Origin of the sequence: Pseudoduganella sp. R-34 (genome assembly GCF_049904655.1) — a bacterium.
Taxonomy (GTDB): Bacteria; Pseudomonadota; Gammaproteobacteria; order Burkholderiales; family Burkholderiaceae_D; genus Rugamonas.
Genome location: NZ_CP184572.1, coordinates 5,206,530 through 5,224,536, shown reverse-complemented (window position 1 = coordinate 5,224,536; position 18,007 = coordinate 5,206,530). Strand labels below are relative to the sequence as shown.

Below are 18,007 nucleotides of genomic sequence, written 5' to 3'. Positions count from 1 at the left end.
ATTCCGCGCAGCGGAATGGCGGATTGCCAGACCTGACCCCGACTTTTATTGTGGTTCCAGCGCGCGCTGGAGGGTGGTGACGCTGGGGTTGTCGACGAAGATGCAGCGCTTCTGGTGCCGCTTGCAGAAGTCTTTCACGCGCCAGTAGGCGCTGTGGCTGATGCAGGCGGTCTGGCAGATCACCAGGTCGGCTGCGGCCATGCTGGTCTCGAGGCGGGCGACGTTGTCTTCCAGGCCGCCGTCGTGGTGCAGGAATTCGGCGCCGGCTTCTTCGATCACGCTGCGGTAGCCGGCCACATTGCCGGCGCGGCCGCCTACGCACAGCACGCGCTCGGCCAGCAGTCCGTGCAGCGTGATGCGTTGCGAGGTGGTGCCCGCACGGACAGCCGGCCCGCCCGTTGCGGCGGTGGCGGCTGCCGGCATGGCGGGCGATGATTGCGCCGCGGCTGCGGCCAAGGCGGCGCGTGCTTCGCTGAGCTGGCGTTCCAGGGCGCTGGCTTCGGCGCGGGCGGCGGCGGCTTCGGCGCGCAAGTCATGCACGCGTTGCTCGGTGTCGGCCAGTTGGCGCGCCAGGCGTTCGCGCGTGGCGAGGCCGGGAACGGTGGCGTGCAGTTCTTCCAGTTGCTGGCGCAGCGAGGCGAGCACGCTGTCGCGGCCTACCAGTTGCGCGCGCAGCTGCATCATGGCGGCTGCATGGGCTTCCTGTTCGGCGTGGCGCTCGGCTTGCCAGGTGGCGCTGCGCTGCTGCTGGCGTGCCAGTTCGCGCTCCAGCGCGGCATTCGATTGTTCAAGCGCCTGCAGGCGGCTGATGTCGGCGCGCGTGGCGGCGCCGGCCTGGTGCTGGATCATGTGCAGGTCGCGGCACATGTGTTCCTGCAGTTCGAGCGTGCAGTGCGGGTGGCTCAGGCCGGCCCAGAACGGGCCCGGCACGTCGCCGCTGGCGACCGCAGCTTCCCACAACGCTTCCAGGGCCGCTGTGTCGCGGGCGTGGCGGAAGCGCTGGATCACCACTGCATAGCGGCGTTCCAATTCCTTCTGCACGGCTTCGGACAGGCGGTTGCGGTTGCTGCATTCGCTGACGGCGCCAACGTGGACTTCATAGTCGTCGGCCAGCACCTTGCCGCCGACTGCCTTGGTGACGATCTTGCGCAGCACGCCAAGCGGCAGGCCGACGCCGACCAGGGGGCAGTGGCAGGTGTGGGGCAGGTCCCAGATGCGGCGGCGGCGCGCCGGTTCGGCCGCCGCGGCCTTGGCGGCTGGAGTGTCGTGCTTGTCGCACATGATGGCCCTCAGGCCGCCAGCGGGGCAGGGCGGGGGCGGCCGATCAGGCGCGCCAGGAAATTGGCGCGTTCCTGCGGAGGACGGGCATGTTCGACCACGGCGCCCCACTGTTCGCACAGTTGCTGGCAGGTGGCGCGCAGCACGGGCGAGAGGTCCGGCAGCGCCGCCAGCGCTTTCAGGTGGCGCTCGATGACCGATGCCAGCTTGACGCAGCCGCCATTGTCGGCGGCGTTGGCCGTATAGTGGGACATCAGGTGCAGCACGGCGGACAGCATCAGTTCCGGCTGCCGGGCAGCGGCGCTGTGCGTGAAGATCGGGTCGTTGCGGTCGATAGCCATGATTCACTCCAAAGTTTCAGGGGTGGCTGGCTGCCGCGTGTGACGGCTGGCTGGCGATTGGGGAGGGTAAGCTTCAGGCAGTCAGGATCAGCTTGTTCAACTGCGTGATGCGAAGACGGTAGATGCGGCCGGCATGTTCAATTTCGATTTCGCGCTGATCTTCCATCAGGCCGGCGGTGGTGTAGCGGCGCAGGGGCTGGGTCGGCTGCTGCGCGGCAGGGGCGACAGCAGCCTTGGGTTTGGGGGCGTCGATAGTGGCAGTAGACATTGTTATTTTTCCTCAGATAAGAATGATTCGCATTTGCATTATGCTCAGGTCGGCAAAGCTTGTCAAATAAATTATTGAAGAAAAAAAGAGGCCCGCCGAAGCGGGCCAAAGCTGGGTGAGTAGTACTCTTTACAAAGTCGCCAGCAGCGGCACGGCAGCTTCGCTGGCGGCGGCTTTGGCGCGCGACGGCAGCTTGCTGCGCGTGCGCGATGGCGGCAGGCGACGCAGCGATTTCAGGGCGTCGACATCCTTGATGCCGATGGTGCGCTGGTCCACGCTGATCAGCCCGATCTCGTTGAAGGCTGACAGGGTGCGGCTGACCGTTTCCAGCGTCAATCCGAGGTAGCTGCCGATCTCATGGCGCGTCATGCGCAGGTTGAACAGCTTGCTCGAATAACCCATCTGCGAAAACTTTTCCGATAGCGTGACCAGGAAGCGCGCCACCCGCGCCTCCGCGCTCAGGGCGCCCAGCATGCCGATCATGGCTTGCTCGCGCACCAGTTCGCGGCTCATCACGCCGTACATCAAATTCTCCAACTCCACGTGGGTGCGGCCCAGCGTGGTCAGCTTCTTGAACGGCAGCAGGATCAGGTCGCAGTCCGACAGCGCCACCGCCTCCGAGGCGTAAGTCTTGCTGTGGATGCCGTCTACGCCCATCAGGTCGCCCTTCATCGGGAAGGCCAGCACCTGCTCGTTGCCGAACTCGTCAATCAGCACCGTTTTCATGAAGCCGGAATTCACCACGTACAGCATGTCGAACGGCTGGCCAATCGTATGCACGCGCTGGCCGGTCTTGAACTGCACATGCTGGAACAGCAGCTCTTCAGAATTGAGCGATACCGGCGGCAAGTGCAGCAGTTCGCACACTTCTTTCAGGTTGGACCACAAACGGCCTTGCCGCTGACGGCCGGCCTCATGGGACACGGGTTGCGTTGAGAGCATGCTGATCTCCTGGTTCCCAAACGGAATGGTTTCAGTATGCCAACGTGAATGTGGGAAAAATATCAGTCGTTGCTGAATATACCCGTAGGAGGGTAGTGGGGCGATGTAGGAATTATCCTAAAATCAACCTTGTCAATCATGCCTTGAACGGGGTCAGCAGCTTGTGCGCCACTGCGTACTGAACCATTTCTGAGAGCGAAGCCATGCCCATCTTCTGCATGATGCGGGTCTTGTGGGTGCTCACGGTCTTGACGCTCAAATGCAGGCCGTTGGCGATTTCAGTGATGGATTTTCCCGACACCAGTAGCGAAAACACCTCGAACTCGCGGTCGGAAAGCTGTTTGTGCAGCAGGGTTTCGGCTGGCTGCATGATATTCAGCGCCAGTTGCTCGGCCACTTCGGTGGAGATATAGGGCCGGCCAGAGGCAACCTTGCGGATGGCGCCCACCAGCTGGGTGCCGGCGCTTTCCTTGGTCAGGTAGCCTTGGGCGCCGGCGCGGATGGCGCGCACCGCGTACTGCTCTTCCTCGTGCATGGTGAGGATGAGGATGGCAAGCTTGGGCGATTCGCTGCGGATCTGGCGGATCAGGTCAACGCCGCTGCGCCCTGGCATGGACAGGTCGAGCAGCAGCAGGTCGAAGCCGCCCTGGCGGATGTGGGTGAGGACTTCGAAGCCGTCGATGGCTTCGCCTACGATGTCGATGTCGGGTGCCCCGTCAAGAATGCGCTTGAGCCCTTCGCGCATGATGGTGTGGTCGTCGGCAATGACAATTCGAATCATGGTTCCTCAATAGTTAGCAATACTGGTCTTCACGCCCCAGCCCGGCAGGCCGGAGCGCGTCGTAACGCCAGGCCGTTCAGGCCGGGCGCGGGTCTTTGATCAGCCGGTGCACCAGCACCGGGATCTTGGTATGGGACAGCACCTTGTTGGTCACGCTGCCCAGCAGCAGGTGACCCCAGCCGCTGCGGCCATGCGAACCGATGAAGATCAGGTCGCAGCCGCACTGGTTGGCCACGTCCACGATCTTCAGTGCAGCACTTTCGGCAAAAGCTGTCATGCCTTCCGCCCGCACGCCTTTTTTCGCGCAAGACTCGAGGATAGACTGAACATGCTCATTGCCGGCGCGCTGCATTGCCGCCCGGTACTCTTCCTCGCTCGGATAGCTGGGCGGGATGATCTCCACGTAAATCGGGTACTGGTATTCCGGTGCCACGAACAGGGCCAGCACTTCCGCCCCGAGCTGCTGGGCAAATTCGACCCCGGCGCAAGCGGTCTTGCTGGAAACGGCCGAGCCGTCCGTCGTAATCAGGATTTTCCGATACATATCTCAGCCTCCTTTAACTATTTAAAAGAGCCAGTTCCTGCCTTCATTGTAGCCCCGTTTGCCAGTATTGTTCTGCTGTAAAGAGTTGATAATTATCAAGAAACTGTCACGAGAACATCGCAGATGGCGCAAATTCCCGTTATTTCAGGGGCTTGCAGCGTGTATTTCACACGATCCGCAAATACAACAGTACACTTGGAGGGCCATCCGGCTTCACCTAAGAGATTGAACTGTGGGGGCTGCCCCTGTTACACTCGCGAGAGAACCCAATTTATTGCCGAGCGTTAAATTTGACAATGTTTTGGCAATTTGAAACGTAATGGAGAAGCAGGAATTATGACCGACGCCGCTGATGATTTCGATGCATTATTTGAGGAAGTATCCGCGCAACGGGCCAATGCGCCTGCACCTGCTCCAGCGCCGGCTCCGGCCGCTGCGGCATCCGAGTCGGGCGATTCTGATGACCTGGAAAGCCTGTTTGATTCCGTAGCAGCGTCCAGCAAAGCGGCAGCCCCTGCCGCAGCGCCGGCAGCGGCCCCGGCCCCGGCGGGCGAGACGCCCGCGGAAGGCGGCGAGCACGCCGAGGGCATGTTCGAGCGCCTGGGCGGCATTGTGCGCCTGCTGCACGACTCGCTGCGTGAACTGGGCTACGACAAGGCCCTGACTGAAGCGTCGACCCAGATCGTGGACGCGCAGGACCGCCTGGAATATGTCGCCTCGCTGACCGAGCAGGCTGCCAACAAGGTCTTGAATACCCTGGACGACGGCATGCCGGCGCAGGAAGTACTGTCCAAGCAGGCCAAGGAAATGGAAGACCGCTGGGCCGACCTGTTCGCAGGCAAGCTGAGCATTGAGGACTTCAAGGCCCTGGCGGGCGATTCGCGCGCTTTTGCCAGCAAGGTAGCGCAAGCAACGGAGGCGGAGAAAGCCCGCCTGCTGGAAATCATGATGGCCCAGGACTTCCAGGACATCACCGGCCAGTTGATCAAGAAGGTCGTCGCCATCACCAAGAAGGTCGAGTCCGAGCTGGCGCAACTGTTGAAGGACAATGCGCCGGCCGATGTGCGCGAGAAGATTGCGCAGAAAGAGGTGTCGCTGATGTCGGGTCCATCCGTCCCATCGGAAGCCCTGAATCAGGACAGCGTCGATGACCTGCTTGCCGACCTGGGGTTCTAATGGACGATATGCTCAAGGAGTTCGTTGTCGAGGCCATGGACTTGGCCGTCAACGTCGAAGAGCACTTGCTGCGCCTCGAACGTGACCCCGACAACAAGGAAACGCTGAACGCAGTTTTCCGCTCGTTCCACACCATCAAGGGCGGCGCGGGCTTCATGAACCTGGGGGCGCTGGTGTCGGCCTGCCACCTGACCGAGAACCTGTTCGATGCGCTGCGCACCGGCGCTGCGCCGGTCACGCCGCTGTCGATCGAAGCGGCGCTGCAGGCTTCCGGCTTCGTGGCCGACCAGCTGACCGACCTGAATAACGGCACCGCGCCGGACCAGCTGGCGCCGATGCCGGCCGACCTGGAAGCGATCCTGAAGGATGCGATCGAGGGCAAGGCCAGCTCCGCTGCGGGCAAGGCCAAGCCGGCCGCCGCGCCGGTTGCCGCCGCTCCCGCGGCTGCCCCTGCCGCCGCCGCACCGGGCGCTGCGCCAGCTGCCGCGCCGTCGGCCGATGGCCTTGACTGGGAAGGCATGTACGAAGCCGTGGTGCCACCTGGCACCTACGTGCGGCCTGCTGTCGATGCGCGTGCCGAAGGCGTGGCTGCGGCCCACGCCGCAGCCGGTGCGCCGGCCGCCACGCCCGCTGCGGCGCCGGAAGTGCGCGAACGTCCGGCCGGCGAAGCCAAGCCGACCAGCGCGCCGGCCAAGGAAGAATCGATCCGTATCGACGCCGTCAAGCTCGACGCGCTGCTCGAAGTGGCCGGCGAGTCGGTGCAGGCCGCCAACCAGGCAGCCGTGTTGCTGGAGCGCCTGCAGCAATTCAAATTCGAAGGCCAGGCTGCGACCCTGATGTCGGCCCTGACCGAGACGCTGGAACGCGCTTCGCGCTATTCCACCGAACTGCAGCGCGCCACGCTGGCGACCCGCATGCAGCCGGTCGGCCGCTTGTTCCAGAAATTCCCGCGCCTGGTGCGCGAACTGGCGAAGGACCTGGGCAAGGAAGTCGAGCTGACCATCGAAGGCGCGGAAACCGAGGTGGACCGCGTAGTGGTGGACAGCCTGTACGACCCGCTGGTGCACATGCTGCGCAACGCGCTGGACCACGGCGTGGAAGCGCCTGACGCCCGCATGGCCATCGGCAAGCCGCCGAAAGCCTACATCTCCCTGAAGGCGTGGCAGGAGGCCAACTCCGTCATGATCGTGCTGCAGGACGACGGCAAGGGCATGGACCCGGTGGCGCTGCGCCGCAAGGCAGCGGAAAAGGGGCTGATCTCGCCAAGCGCCAACCTGTCGGACGACGAGTCCTACCAGCTGGTGTTCCTGCCGGGCTTTTCGACCAAGGAAGTGGCGTCCTCAGTGTCCGGCCGCGGCGTCGGCATGGACGTGGTCAAGACCGCCGTGGAAAAGAACCGTGGCGCCATCCACATCGAATCGCAACTGGGCAAGGGCACCAAGTTCGCCATCCGCCTGCCGATCGAGCTGTCGATCGTGCCGACCATGCTGGTCTCTACCTCGGGCGCGCTGCTGGCGCTGCCGATGGCGGTGGTCGAGCGCGTGGTCGAACTGCCGGAAGTATTCATGGAAGTGGGCGGCGCGCCAGTCCTCAAGGACCAGGGCCGTCCGCTGCCGGTGCGTTCGCTGGCCGGTGCGCTGGGCTACGAGCCGTGCTCGGAGCGCGTGGGCATCGTCATCAACTCGCCGCAGCCATACATCCTGGCCGTAGCGGCCGTGGACGGCACTGCCGACCTGGTCATCAAACCGATGACCGCGCTGTCGGTGGACGGCATTACCGGTACCGCGCGTTCCGCGGAGGGCGACCTGGTCCTAGTGGTTGGCCTATCGTTCCTGATGGACGGTTGCAGGGGAAGTGTACGAATGGCGGCCTAAAGCCTCCTTCGAAAAATAAAGAAAACACAAGCCTGCAGCCTCCCAAAAAGGGGCTGCGGGCTTTTTTTATTTGGCGCCATCGCTCGAAATCTACGTTGGATTGCTCACAAGGCGGAAAACAGCCGGGTTTTGCATTGCACAAAATATGGCATAATCAAACGGATCACCTATTACGGCAGCATCATGAAAACGCTTTACGACAAACTCTGGGAATCCCACGTAGTACGCACTGAGGAAGACGGCACCGCCCTCCTGTACATCGACCGCCACCTGGTCCACGAAGTGACCAGCCCGCAGGCATTCGACGGCTTGCGCGACGCCGGCCGCCAGCCATGGCGCCTGTCGGCCAACCTGGCCGTGGCCGACCATAACGTTCCGACCACGGACCGTTCGCACGGCATCGAAGACCCGGTCTCGCGCCTGCAGGTGGAAACCCTGGACAAGAACACCAGGTCGGTCGGCATGACCTATTTCAACATGAACGACAAGCGCCAGGGCATCGTGCACGTCATCGGGCCGGAGCAGGGCGCGACCCTGCCGGGCATGACCGTGGTGTGCGGCGACTCGCACACGTCGACCCACGGCGCGTTCGGCGCGCTGGCGCACGGCATCGGCACCTCGGAAGTGGAGCACGTGCTGGCGACCCAGACCCTGCTGGCCAAGAAGTCCAAGTCCATGCTGGTGCAGGTCGACGGCGTGCTGCCGGCCGGCGTGACCGCCAAGGACATCGTGCTGGCCGTGATCGGCAAGATCGGCACTGCGGGCGGCACCGGCTATGCGATCGAATTCGCCGGCTCGGCGATCCGCTCGCTGTCGATGGAAGGCCGCATGACCGTCTGCAACATGGCGATCGAGGCGGGCGCGCGCGCCGGCATGGTCGCTGTCGACGAGACCACCATCAACTACGTCAAGGGCCGTCCTTATTCGCCGGTAGGTCCGCAATGGGAACAGGCGGTGGCCTATTGGCGCACCCTGCATTCCGACCCGGGCGCCAAGTTCGACTTCGTGGTGACGCTGGATGCGGCCCAGATCCTGCCGCAGGTGACCTGGGGCACTTCGCCGGAGCAGGTGACTTCAATCGACGGCCGCGTACCCGATCCTGACCAGGAAAAAGACCCGGTCAAGCGCGACGCCATGGAAAAGGCCCTGGTGTACATGAACCTGACGCCTAACACCCGCATCGAAGACATCCGCATCGACAAGGTGTTCATCGGCTCCTGCACCAACTCGCGCATCGAAGACCTGCGTGCCGCCGCTGCTGTCGTGCGCGGCAAGCAGCGCGCCTCCAACGTGAAGCTGGCGATGGTGGTGCCGGGTTCCGGCCTGGTGAAAGAGCAGGCCGAACGTGAAGGCCTGGATGCGATCTTCAAGGCCGCCGGCTTTGAGTGGCGCGAGCCGGGTTGCTCAATGTGCCTGGCCATGAACGCCGACCGCCTCGATCCGGGCGAGCGCTGCGCGTCCACTTCCAATCGTAACTTTGAAGGCCGTCAAGGCCAGGGCGGACGCACCCACCTGGTGTCTCCCGCCATGGCGGCGGCTGCCGGTATCGCCGGCCATTTTGTGGATGTTCGATCCATCCGCTAACCATAACCTGCCAGAGACACATCATGAAGAAACTATTCGCCATCGCCATTGCTATCACCGCCTTCGCCCTGACCGGTTGCAATACCGTTGCAGGCTTCGGCAAGGATGTCCAGAAAGTCGGCCAGAAAATGGAAGGCGCGGGCAGTAAATAACCGCCGCACTGCGGGCTGCGCCGAGCATGCCGGCCCGCTGTCGCCACCTCGTTGAGAATCATGGAAAAATTTACCGTCTACGAAGGTCTAGTTGCACCCCTTGACCGCGCCAACGTCGATACCGACGCGATCATCCCGAAACAATTCCTGAAGTCGATCCATCGCACCGGCTTCGGCCCCAACCTGTTTGACGAGTGGCGCTACCTGGACCACGGCGAACCGGGCATGGACAACAGCAAACGCCCGCTCAACCCGGACTTCGTGCTGAACCAGCCGCGCTACCAGGGCGCCTCGATTCTTTTGACCCGCAAGAACTTCGGCTGCGGCTCCTCGCGCGAACACGCGCCGTGGGCGCTCGACCAGTACGGTTTCCGCGCCATCCTCGCGCCAAGCTTTGCGGACATCTTCTTCAACAACTGCTTCAAGAACGGCCTGCTGCCGGTCGTCCTCACTGAAGCGCAGATCGATCATCTGTTCAACGAAGTCAAGGCCTTCCCGGGTTACCGCCTGGTAGTGGACCTTGAACAGCAGCGTGTCGGCACCAGCAACGGCTCCGTCTCCTATCCCTTCGAGATCGACGCCTTCCGCAAATACTGCCTGATGAATGGTCTCGACGATATCGGCCTGACCCTGCGCCATGCCGACGAGATCCGCGCGTTCGAGGAGCGCCGTCTTGCAAGCCAGCCCTGGCTGGCCAACGTTATCTAACAGAAGATCGAATAATGAAAATCGCAATCCTGCCGGGCGATGGCATCGGCCCGGAAATCGTCAGCCAGGCCGTCAAGGTCCTGAACGCGCTCGACGAAAAGTTTGAGATGGAAACCGCGCCGGTGGGCGGCGCCGGCTACGAAGCCAAGGGCCACCCGCTGCCGGAAGACACCCTGGCGCTGGCCAAGGCGGCCGACGCCGTGCTGTTCGGCGCCGTCGGCGACTGGAAGTACGACACGCTGGAGCGTCAGCTGCGCCCGGAGCAGGCGATCCTGGGCCTGCGCAAGAACCTCGGCCTGTTCGGCAACCTGCGCCCTGCCATCCTGTACCCTGAACTGGCCGGCGCTTCGACGCTCAAGCCGGAAGTGGTGTCGGGCCTGGACATCCTGATCGTGCGCGAACTGACCGGCGACATCTACTTCGGCCAGCCGCGCGGCGTGCGCGAATGCCCGGACGGCCCGTTCAAGGGCCAGCGCGAAGGCTTCGACACCATGCGCTATGCGGAAGGCGAGATCCGCCGCATCGCCCACGTGGCGTTCCAGGCGGCGCAAAAGCGCGCCAAGCGCCTGACTTCGGTCGACAAGGCCAACGTGCTGGAGACCTTCCAGTTCTGGAAGGACATCGTCACCGACGTGCACAAGGAATACCCGGACGTGGCGCTGGACCATATGTACGTCGACAACGCCGCCATGCAGCTGGTGCGAGCGCCGAAGAAATTCGACGTCATCGTCACCGGCAATATGTTCGGCGACATCCTCTCCGACGCCGCGGCCATGCTGACCGGCTCGATCGGCATGCTGCCATCGGCTTCGCTGGACGCCAACAACAAGGGCCTGTATGAACCATCGCACGGCTCGGCTCCCGATATCGCGGGCAAGGGCGTCGCCAACCCGCTGGCCACGATCCTGTCGGCCGCCATGATGCTGCGCTACTCCCTGAATCGCGCGGAGCAGGCCGACCGCATCGAAAACGCAGTCAAGAAGGTGCTGGCCCAAGGCCTGCGCACGCCTGACATCTACGAAGAGGGCACCAACAAGGTGGGCACCGAGCAGATGGGCGATGCGGTGGTGGCGGCGCTCTAGAACCGGTAAACCAGTGTCCGACCCGCAGGGTCAGACACCGGGGTACCGGTTTAGAATTGAAACGAATTAACCCCAAAGGAAAGCAAAATGAAACTCGTAGGTCTGGTTGGTTGGCGCGGCATGGTCGGTTCGGTCCTGATGCAGCGCATGCAGGAAGAGGGCGACTTTGCCCATATCGAGCCGGTATTCTTCTCCACTTCGAACACCGGCGGCGCTGCGCCGAAGATGGCGAAGAACGAGACTACCCTGAAGGACGCCACCAACATCGACGAACTGAAACGCTGCGAGATCATCATCTCCTGCCAGGGCGGCGACTACACCACCGAGGTATTCCCGAAGCTGCGCGCAGCGGGCTGGAACGGCTACTGGATCGACGCCGCGTCGACCCTGCGCATGGACAAGGACGCTGTGATCGTGCTCGATCCGGTCAACCTGAACGTGATCAAGGACGCGATGGCCAAGGGCGTGAAGAACTTCATCGGCGGCAACTGCACCGTGTCCTGCATGCTGATGGGCCTGGGCGGCCTGTTCAAGCAGGACCTGGTGGAGTGGATGACCTCCATGACCTACCAGGCGGCATCGGGTGGCGGCGCCCAGCACATGCGCGAGCTGCTGACCCAGTACGGCACCATCAACGCCTCCGTCAAGCACCTGCTGGACAACCCGGCTTCCGCCATCCTGGAAATCGACAAGCAGGTGCTGGCCACCCAGCACGGCCTGTCGCCGGAAGAAACCAAGCAGTTCGGCGTGCCGCTGGGCGGCAACCTGATCCCGTGGATCGACAAGGACCTGGGCAACGGCCAGTCGAAGGAAGAGTGGAAGGGCGGCGCCGAGACCAACAAGATCCTGGGCCGCGGCGAAGGCTTCTCCGCCTCCGCGATCCCGGTCGACGGCCTGTGCGTGCGCATCGGCGCCATGCGCTGCCACAGCCAGGCGCTGACCATCAAGCTGCGCAAGGATGTGCCGCTGGACGAGATCAACGACATCATCGCCAAGGACAACCAGTGGGTGAAGTTCGTGCCGAACACCCGCGAGGCCTCGGTCAAGGAACTGACCCCGGCCGCCGTCACCGGCAGCCTGACGATCCCGGTCGGCCGCGTGCGCAAGATGTCGATGGGCGGCGACTACCTGTCGGCCTTCACGGTGGGCGACCAGCTGCTGTGGGGCGCGGCCGAGCCGCTGCGCCGCATGCTGCGCATCGTATTGGATAAATAAACTGTTATTAATCAGCTAATAACTACTGAATAATAAACAAGTTAAACAGTATTTTCTAAAAGCCGGATTTCAAAGGAAATTCCGGCTTTTTCTTTGGGCGAAGGAATATTTTCGGCATGAACGAAACAGAATAGTTCCTTTAAAGGAAGAATAGTGGGACAATGCTTGCATGCTCCAAAGCATGATGTTATGTTGAGACCTCTGGAAAAGTAACTTTGTTTCCACGTTAACCATTTTTCGTCGCTCACTATGCCTGTTCAAAAACCTTCCAAGGTCGCTTCGTTCGCGTTGAAAACACTGACCGCTGCCATGCTCAGCGGTGCAGTGCTCGCACCTATTTCCGTCAACGCAGCAGGCCTTGGCAAGCTCACTGTGCTCTCCTCGCTGGGGCAGCCGCTGCGCGCCGAAATCGAATTGACTGCCGTTACCCCTGAAGAAGCATCCGAACTGGTGGCCAAGCTGGCCTCGGTGGATGCCTTCCGTGCCGCCAATATCGACTTCAATTCGGCATTGCTCAGCCTGCGCTTCGAGGTCGAAGCCCGTGGCTCGCGCCAATTTATCCGCATTACTTCGTCCCAGCCGATCAACGAGCCTTTCGTTGACATGCTGCTGGAATTGACCTGGACTAACGGTCGCCTGGTACGCGAGTACACCTTCCTGCTGGACCCGGCCGACCTGCGCACGACCAATTCGGCGCAAGTGGCGGCGCAGCGTTCGCGTCCTGCCGCCAAGCCGGCAGCGGCCCCTGCGGCCGCGCCTGCTGCTGCAGCACCGGCCCAAGCAGCTGCGCCAAGCGCCGCGCCGTCGGCAGCGGCCGCCCCGTCGCGTGCACCGGAGCCGGCCGCTGCGCCGCGCGCCGCTGCCGCCCAGGACGGTGCCGCTGACAGCTATCAAGTCAAGAAGGGCGATACGCTGGGCAAGATCGCCGGCCGCCTGAAACCGGCCGACGTGTCGCTGGACATGATGCTGGTTGCGCTGTACCGCGCCAATCCGGATGCGTTCAACGGCTCCAACATGAACCGCCTGAAGTCCGGCACCATCCTGTCCGTGCCGGATGCCAGCACCGTCAAGGGCACCAGCCAGGGCGAAGCCCACGGCGTGGTGGTGGCGCATGCTGCCGACTTCAACGCCTACCGCTCCAAGCTGGCAGGCCAGGTGGCTGCGGCGACTCCGTCCAAGGAAGCGGAATCCCAGCAAAGCCAGACCGGCAAGATCACCGCCCAGGTCAAGGAACGCCCGACTGCCGTCACCGAGTCGAAAGACCAGCTGAAACTGTCCAAGGCAGGCGAAACTTCCAGCAAGCCAGGCAAGACCGGCGCGGTGGAAGACAAGATCGCCAAGGACCGCCAGATGGCGGACGCCAGCGCCCGCGTGAAGGAGCTGGAAAAGAACGTCAACAATCTCGAGAAGCTGATGGAGGTGAAGAGCAAGGCAGCCGCCAGCGCGCAAGCGAAGGCCAGCGCGCCGGCACCCGCTCCAGCCCCTGCGCCGGCGGCCGCGGCACCGGCTGCCAGCCCGGCTGTCAAGCTGTCCGAACCGACGCCTGCGCCTGCTGCATCCGCTCCAGCCCCGGCTCCAGTTCCAGCAGCTACGGCACCGGCTCCGGAAGCCTCGGCGCCGGCGGAAGCCGCACCAGAGAAGCCAGCCAAGCCGAAGCGTTCCGTAGCTGCGCCTCCTCCTGCGAAGGTCGAGCCGGGCCTGGTCGACATGATCATGGAGAACATTAAGGTGATCGGCGCCGGCGTTGCTGCGCTGCTGGGCATCGCAGCGCTGATGGTGGTCCGCCGCCGCAAAGCTGCCGAAGAACTGGCGCTGCCGAATACGGAAGCAGCCAGCGTGCTGGGCGATCCTGGCACCACCGCGCACTCGCTGTTCGCCGAAACCGGCGGCCAGAGCGTGGACACCAGCAACAGCGTGTTCAACTCCAACTTCGCACCTTCGGCCAGCCAGCTCGATACCAATGAAGTCGATCCGGTGGCGGAAGCCGATGTGTACATCGCTTACGGCCGCGATGCCCAGGCAGAGGAAATCCTGAAGGAGGCGCTGCGCGTCCATCCGGAACGCCACCCAGTGCGCCTGAAGCTGCTGGAAATCTATGCCGGCCGCAAGGATGCACGTTCCTTCGAAACCCAGGCCAGCGAGCTGTACTCGATGACCAAAGGCGTGGGCGATGAGTGGGCGCAAGCTGCTGCGCTGGGTGTCAGCATCGATCCTGACAATCCACTGTACGTCAGTGCAGCGCAAGCCAAGGCCGCTGCCGGCATGGGCGGCGCCGCCGCTGCCGCCGGTGCAGCCCCTTTCGTAGCCAGCGAGTCGAATGAGCTCAACGACTTCGCTGCGATGTTTGCTGAGCCCGCTGCACCAGCCAAAACTGCTGCCGATGGCCTGGACCTGGACCTGAGCCAGGACGCCGCACCGGCTGCTGCCAGCGTGATGGACTTTGACCTGGACCGCGACGCAGGTGCGCTGCCGTCCCTGGCTGAAGAATCCAAACCAAGCCCGAAAGCTGCCGACAGCAACACCCTGGACTTCGACCTCGGTGGCCTGAGCTTCGACGAGCCTGCACCTGCGGCGCCAGTCGTGGCTGAAGCTGCGCCGGCGCCTGTCCCGGCTGCGGAAGAAGTACAGGACCTGTCTTTCGACCTGGGCCTGGATACCCCGGCTGCCAAGGTGGAAACGGTGGAAGCAGCCCCAGTGCCTGATGCGATGGCCGATATCGGCATGGACTTCAACCTGGACCTGCCAAGCGAGTCCAAGCCGGCGGCACCGGCAGCCGATCCGCTGGCAGACCTGAGCAGCATGGACTTTTCGCTGCCTGCGGCAAGCGCGCCAGCAGCAGCGCCGGTGGAAGAAGCACCGCTGTCGGTGGCCGACTTTGCGCTGGACCTGCCAATGGAAGCCGCACCTGCCGCGGCACCGGCGCCGGCAGCAGCGGACTTCGACCTGTCCGGCATCGACCTTGATCTCGGCGGCGCGGCCCAAGTGGCCGAGGCACCGAAGAACGAGGAAGAAATGTCCGCCCTCCACATGGAAATGGACACCAAGCTGGACCTGGCTGTGGCTTACCAGGAAATCGGCGACAAGGAAGGCGCCCGCGAGCTGCTGGATGAAGTGATCCGCGGCGGCAGCGACGACCAGGTCTCCCGTGCTTCGGCAATGCGCGCCCAGCTCGGCTAATCCCTGATTCGCCGTATAATGCCCGGTCACAGATCAATCTGACCGGGCATTTTTTATTTTGAAACGCATTGCATTAGGGGTTCAGTACAACGGCGCCGACTGGCTTGGCTACCAGATCCAGCCGCACGGCCAGACCGTGCAGAACAAGCTGGAGGAAGCCATCGAGCGTTTCGCCTGCGTCAGGCTGGGCACAACCTGCGCCGGCCGCACCGACGCCGGCGTGCACGCCTTGAACCAGGTGGTGCATTTCGACACCGAACTCGATCGCGCCGAACACGCCTGGGTGCGCGGCATCAATGCCTTCCTGCCCGAATCGATCGGCGTGCGCTGGGCGCGCTACCTGCCGGAAGCGCCGACGCCGGAGCAGGAATTCCATTCGCGCTTCAGCGCCCGGTCCCGTACTTATCATTACCTGCTGTACAACCACCAGGTGCGTTCGCCGCTGCTGGCAGGCCGCGCCGGCTTCACCCACTGGAAGCTGGACGTGGAGCGCATGCGCGAAGCCGTCAAGCCGCTGATCGGCACCCACGACTTCACGGCCTTCCGCGCCTCCATGTGCCAGGCCAAAACGCCGGTCAAGGAAATGCAGATGATCGAGATCGAGCGCCACGGCGACATGATCCTGTTCACGCTGCGCGCCAACGCCTTCCTGCACCATATGGTGCGCAACCTGGTCGGCTCGCTGGTCTACGTTGGCCAGGGACGGGAAAATACCGACTGGATGGGAGAACTGCTGGAAGGGAAGGACCGCACCAAGGCGGCGCCGACCTTCATGCCGGACGGGCTGTACCTGTCCCGGATCGAATACGACGCAAAATGGGGCTTGCCGTACGAGGAGCCCAGCATCCTGCCTGCTTTCTGAGGAAATTCACACATGCCACGCACGCGCATCAAGATCTGCGGCCTGACCCGCGAAGAAGACGTCCAGGCAGCTGTCGCTGCAGGCGCCGATGCGGTGGGTTTTGTGTTTTACGAGAAGAGCCCGCGCTATGTGGCGCCCGCCCGCGCGGCCGAGTTGATTGCGCTGCTGCCGCCCTTCGTGACGCCGGTCGGCCTGTTCGTCAATCACACGGCGCAGCAGGTGGCTGACACCGTGGCAGTCGCGCCAGTGTCACTTTTGCAATTCCATGGCGATGAGACCGCGGAGCAGTGCGCGCAAGCGGCGCGTGCGGCGGGCAGGGCATTTGTGCGTGTCTTCCGCGTCAAACCCGACACAAGCGGCGCTGAGCTGCTAGAATATGAGCAACTTTGCCGCGCATCCAGTGGCTTGTTCTCGGGCCTCCTGCTCGACACCTTCGTGGATGCATATGGCGGCGCAGGAAAGGTTTTCGATTGGTCCCTAATCCCAAAAGATCTCGCGCATCGGGCCGTTTTGAGTGGTGGCTTGAGCGTGCAAAATGTGACTGGCGCAGTGGCCAGCGTTCGCCCTTACGCGGTTGACGTCTCAAGTGGCGTCGAGCGCGCCAAGGGTATCAAAGATGCTCGCCTGATCGCGGACTTCATCCGCGGCGTGCGGGCAGCAGATGCCACTATTGAGAAAGATCCGCACCATGAAAACCCCGGTTGATGCGCCTCCTGCGCACCTGTTCCACGCCTCGTCTTACCACCTGCCTGACGCCACCGGCCATTTCGGCCCTTACGGCGGCTCCTTCGTTGCCGAAACCCTGAGCTACGCGCTGGCCGAACTGCGCGAAGCCTATGACCGCTACAGCAAGGACGAACTGTTCCTTGAAGAGTTCCGCTATGAGCTGAAGCACTTCGTCGGCCGTCCATCGCCTGTGTATCACGCCAAGCGCTGGTCCGAGCAACTGGGCGGCGCGCAGATCTTCTTCAAGCGCGAAGACCTGAACCACACCGGCGCGCACAAGATCAACAACGTGATCGGCCAGGCCTTGTTGGCCAAGCGCATGGGCAAGCCGCGCATCATCGCCGAAACCGGCGCCGGGCAGCATGGCGTGGCTACCGCCACCATCTGCGCGCGCTTCGGCCTGGAATGCGTCGTGTACATGGGCAGCGAGGACGTGAAACGCCAGGCGCAGAACGTGTATCGCATGAAGCTCCTGGGCGCGACCGTGGTGCCGGTGGAATCCGGCTCCAAGACCCTGAAAGATGCGCTAAACGAGGCGATGCGCGACTGGGTCACCAATATTGAAAACACTTTCTACATCATCGGCACGGTGGCGGGTCCGCATCCGTATCCGATGATGGTGCGCGACTTCCAGTCCGTGATCGGCGAGGAGTGCCTGCAGCAGATGCCTGAGATGACCGGGCGCCAGCCGGATTATGTGGTGGCCTGCATCGGCGGCGGCTCGAATGCGATGGGTATTTTCTATCCTTATATCGACCAGGCTGCGACGGCGCTGGTGGGCGTGGAGGCGGCAGGCGAGGGGCTGGACACCGGCAAGCACGCTGCTTCGCTGACGGCCGGCTATCCGGGCGTTTTGCACGGCAACCGCACTTACCTGCTGCAGGACGAGGGCGGGCAGATTATCGAGACGCACTCGGTGTCGGCGGGCCTGGATTATCCGGGCGTGGGCCCTGAGCACTCCTACCTGAAGGATTCGGGACGTGCGCAGTATGTGTCGATCACCGATGATGAGGCGCTGCAGGCTTTCCATGATTGCTGCCATATCGAGGGGATCATTCCTGCGCTGGAGTCTTCGCATGCGCTGGCCTATGCGGCCAAGCTGGCGGCGACACTGACGAAGGACAAGATCATCCTGGCCAACCTGTCGGGCCGGGGGGACAAGGATATGCACACCGTCGCCCAGCGCGCCGGCCTGCAGTTCTAAAACCGGTAAACCGGTGCCTGACCCGCAGGGTCAGGCACCTGGCCAGCGACCGCCGCGTACCAGTGTCTGACCCCGTGGGTCAGACACTGCCTT

17 protein-coding genes are annotated in these 18,007 nt (G+C 63.2%); 11 read left to right on the top strand and 6 right to left on the bottom strand.

What is annotated here, in order from left to right:
* Positions 1 to 45: 45 nt before the first annotated feature.
* The 6 genes from ACN9MW_RS23990 to ACN9MW_RS23965 all read right to left on the bottom strand — a co-directional run bounded on the left by ACN9MW_RS23990 (position 46) and on the right by ACN9MW_RS23965 (position 4,154).
* Entirely contained in the window at positions 46 to 1,281 is a 1,236-nt protein-coding gene (locus ACN9MW_RS23990; RefSeq protein ID WP_426163435.1) for a DUF2325 domain-containing protein, read from the bottom strand.
* An 8-nt stretch (positions 1,282 to 1,289) separates the two neighbouring features.
* Complete coding sequence (locus ACN9MW_RS23985; protein ID WP_426163432.1) at positions 1,290 to 1,619, bottom strand: hypothetical protein; 330 nt, start codon at positions 1,617 to 1,619, stop codon at positions 1,290 to 1,292.
* A 73-nt stretch (positions 1,620 to 1,692) separates the two neighbouring features.
* Positions 1,693 to 1,887: a hemin uptake protein HemP gene (gene hemP, locus ACN9MW_RS23980; protein ID WP_426163429.1), complete on the bottom strand. Its 195-nt coding sequence runs from the start codon at positions 1,885 to 1,887 to the stop codon at positions 1,693 to 1,695.
* Between the two features lie 129 nt (positions 1,888 to 2,016).
* On the bottom strand, positions 2,017 to 2,829 hold the full coding sequence (locus ACN9MW_RS23975) for a Crp/Fnr family transcriptional regulator (RefSeq protein ID WP_426163427.1): 813 nt from the start codon (positions 2,827 to 2,829) through the stop codon (positions 2,017 to 2,019).
* Positions 2,830 to 2,965: 136 nt separating this feature from the next.
* On the bottom strand, positions 2,966 to 3,610 hold the full coding sequence (locus tag ACN9MW_RS23970) for a response regulator transcription factor (RefSeq protein WP_130310986.1): 645 nt from the start codon (positions 3,608 to 3,610) through the stop codon (positions 2,966 to 2,968).
* Between the two features lie 76 nt (positions 3,611 to 3,686).
* A complete protein-coding gene (locus ACN9MW_RS23965) occupies positions 3,687 to 4,154 on the bottom strand; it encodes a universal stress protein (protein WP_426163423.1) in 468 nt (155 codons plus the stop codon).
* Between the two features lie 336 nt (positions 4,155 to 4,490).
* Between ACN9MW_RS23965 and ACN9MW_RS23960 the strand changes: the two genes are divergently transcribed.
* From ACN9MW_RS23960 to trpB, 11 genes are all read left to right on the top strand, one after another.
* Positions 4,491 to 5,330: a protein phosphatase CheZ gene (locus ACN9MW_RS23960; protein ID WP_426163420.1), complete on the top strand. Its 840-nt coding sequence runs from the start codon at positions 4,491 to 4,493 to the stop codon at positions 5,328 to 5,330.
* Positions 5,330 to 7,204, top strand: a complete 1,875-nt coding sequence (locus ACN9MW_RS23955) for a chemotaxis protein CheA (protein ID WP_426163418.1) — start codon at positions 5,330 to 5,332, stop codon at positions 7,202 to 7,204. The genes ACN9MW_RS23960 and ACN9MW_RS23955 overlap by 1 nt, the downstream gene beginning before the upstream one ends.
* 180 nt (positions 7,205 to 7,384) lie before the next feature.
* Positions 7,385 to 8,788 carry a 3-isopropylmalate dehydratase large subunit gene (leuC, locus tag ACN9MW_RS23950; protein ID WP_426172286.1) on the top strand — a complete coding sequence of 468 codons (1,404 nt, stop codon included), beginning with the start codon at positions 7,385 to 7,387 and terminating at the stop codon, positions 8,786 to 8,788.
* A gap of 23 nt (positions 8,789 to 8,811) precedes the next feature.
* The gene (locus ACN9MW_RS23945) at positions 8,812 to 8,940 is read left to right on the top strand and encodes an entericidin A/B family lipoprotein (protein WP_057259662.1); all 129 of its coding nucleotides are present in this window, start codon (positions 8,812 to 8,814) and stop codon (positions 8,938 to 8,940) included.
* Between the two features lie 60 nt (positions 8,941 to 9,000).
* The gene (gene leuD, locus ACN9MW_RS23940; protein ID WP_426163415.1) at positions 9,001 to 9,648 is read left to right on the top strand and encodes a 3-isopropylmalate dehydratase small subunit; all 648 of its coding nucleotides are present in this window, start codon (positions 9,001 to 9,003) and stop codon (positions 9,646 to 9,648) included.
* Between the two features lie 14 nt (positions 9,649 to 9,662).
* Positions 9,663 to 10,730, top strand: a complete 1,068-nt coding sequence (leuB, locus tag ACN9MW_RS23935; protein ID WP_426163413.1) for a 3-isopropylmalate dehydrogenase — start codon at positions 9,663 to 9,665, stop codon at positions 10,728 to 10,730.
* An 87-nt stretch (positions 10,731 to 10,817) separates the two neighbouring features.
* The gene (gene asd, locus ACN9MW_RS23930) at positions 10,818 to 11,945 is read left to right on the top strand and encodes an aspartate-semialdehyde dehydrogenase (protein WP_426163411.1); all 1,128 of its coding nucleotides are present in this window, start codon (positions 10,818 to 10,820) and stop codon (positions 11,943 to 11,945) included.
* Positions 11,946 to 12,194: 249 nt separating this feature from the next.
* Positions 12,195 to 15,122, top strand: coding sequence for a FimV/HubP family polar landmark protein (locus tag ACN9MW_RS23925; protein ID WP_426163408.1), 2,928 nt, complete (start codon positions 12,195 to 12,197; stop codon positions 15,120 to 15,122).
* Between the two features lie 58 nt (positions 15,123 to 15,180).
* Entirely contained in the window at positions 15,181 to 15,984 is an 804-nt protein-coding gene (truA, locus tag ACN9MW_RS23920; RefSeq protein WP_426163405.1) for a tRNA pseudouridine(38-40) synthase TruA, read from the top strand.
* Positions 15,985 to 15,996: 12 nt separating this feature from the next.
* Positions 15,997 to 16,689, top strand: a complete 693-nt coding sequence (locus tag ACN9MW_RS23915; RefSeq protein WP_426163403.1) for a phosphoribosylanthranilate isomerase — start codon at positions 15,997 to 15,999, stop codon at positions 16,687 to 16,689.
* Positions 16,673 to 17,914 carry a tryptophan synthase subunit beta gene (trpB, locus tag ACN9MW_RS23910; protein WP_426163401.1) on the top strand — a complete coding sequence of 414 codons (1,242 nt, stop codon included), beginning with the start codon at positions 16,673 to 16,675 and terminating at the stop codon, positions 17,912 to 17,914. The genes ACN9MW_RS23915 and trpB overlap by 17 nt, the downstream gene beginning before the upstream one ends.
* Positions 17,915 to 18,007 lie beyond the last annotated feature (93 nt).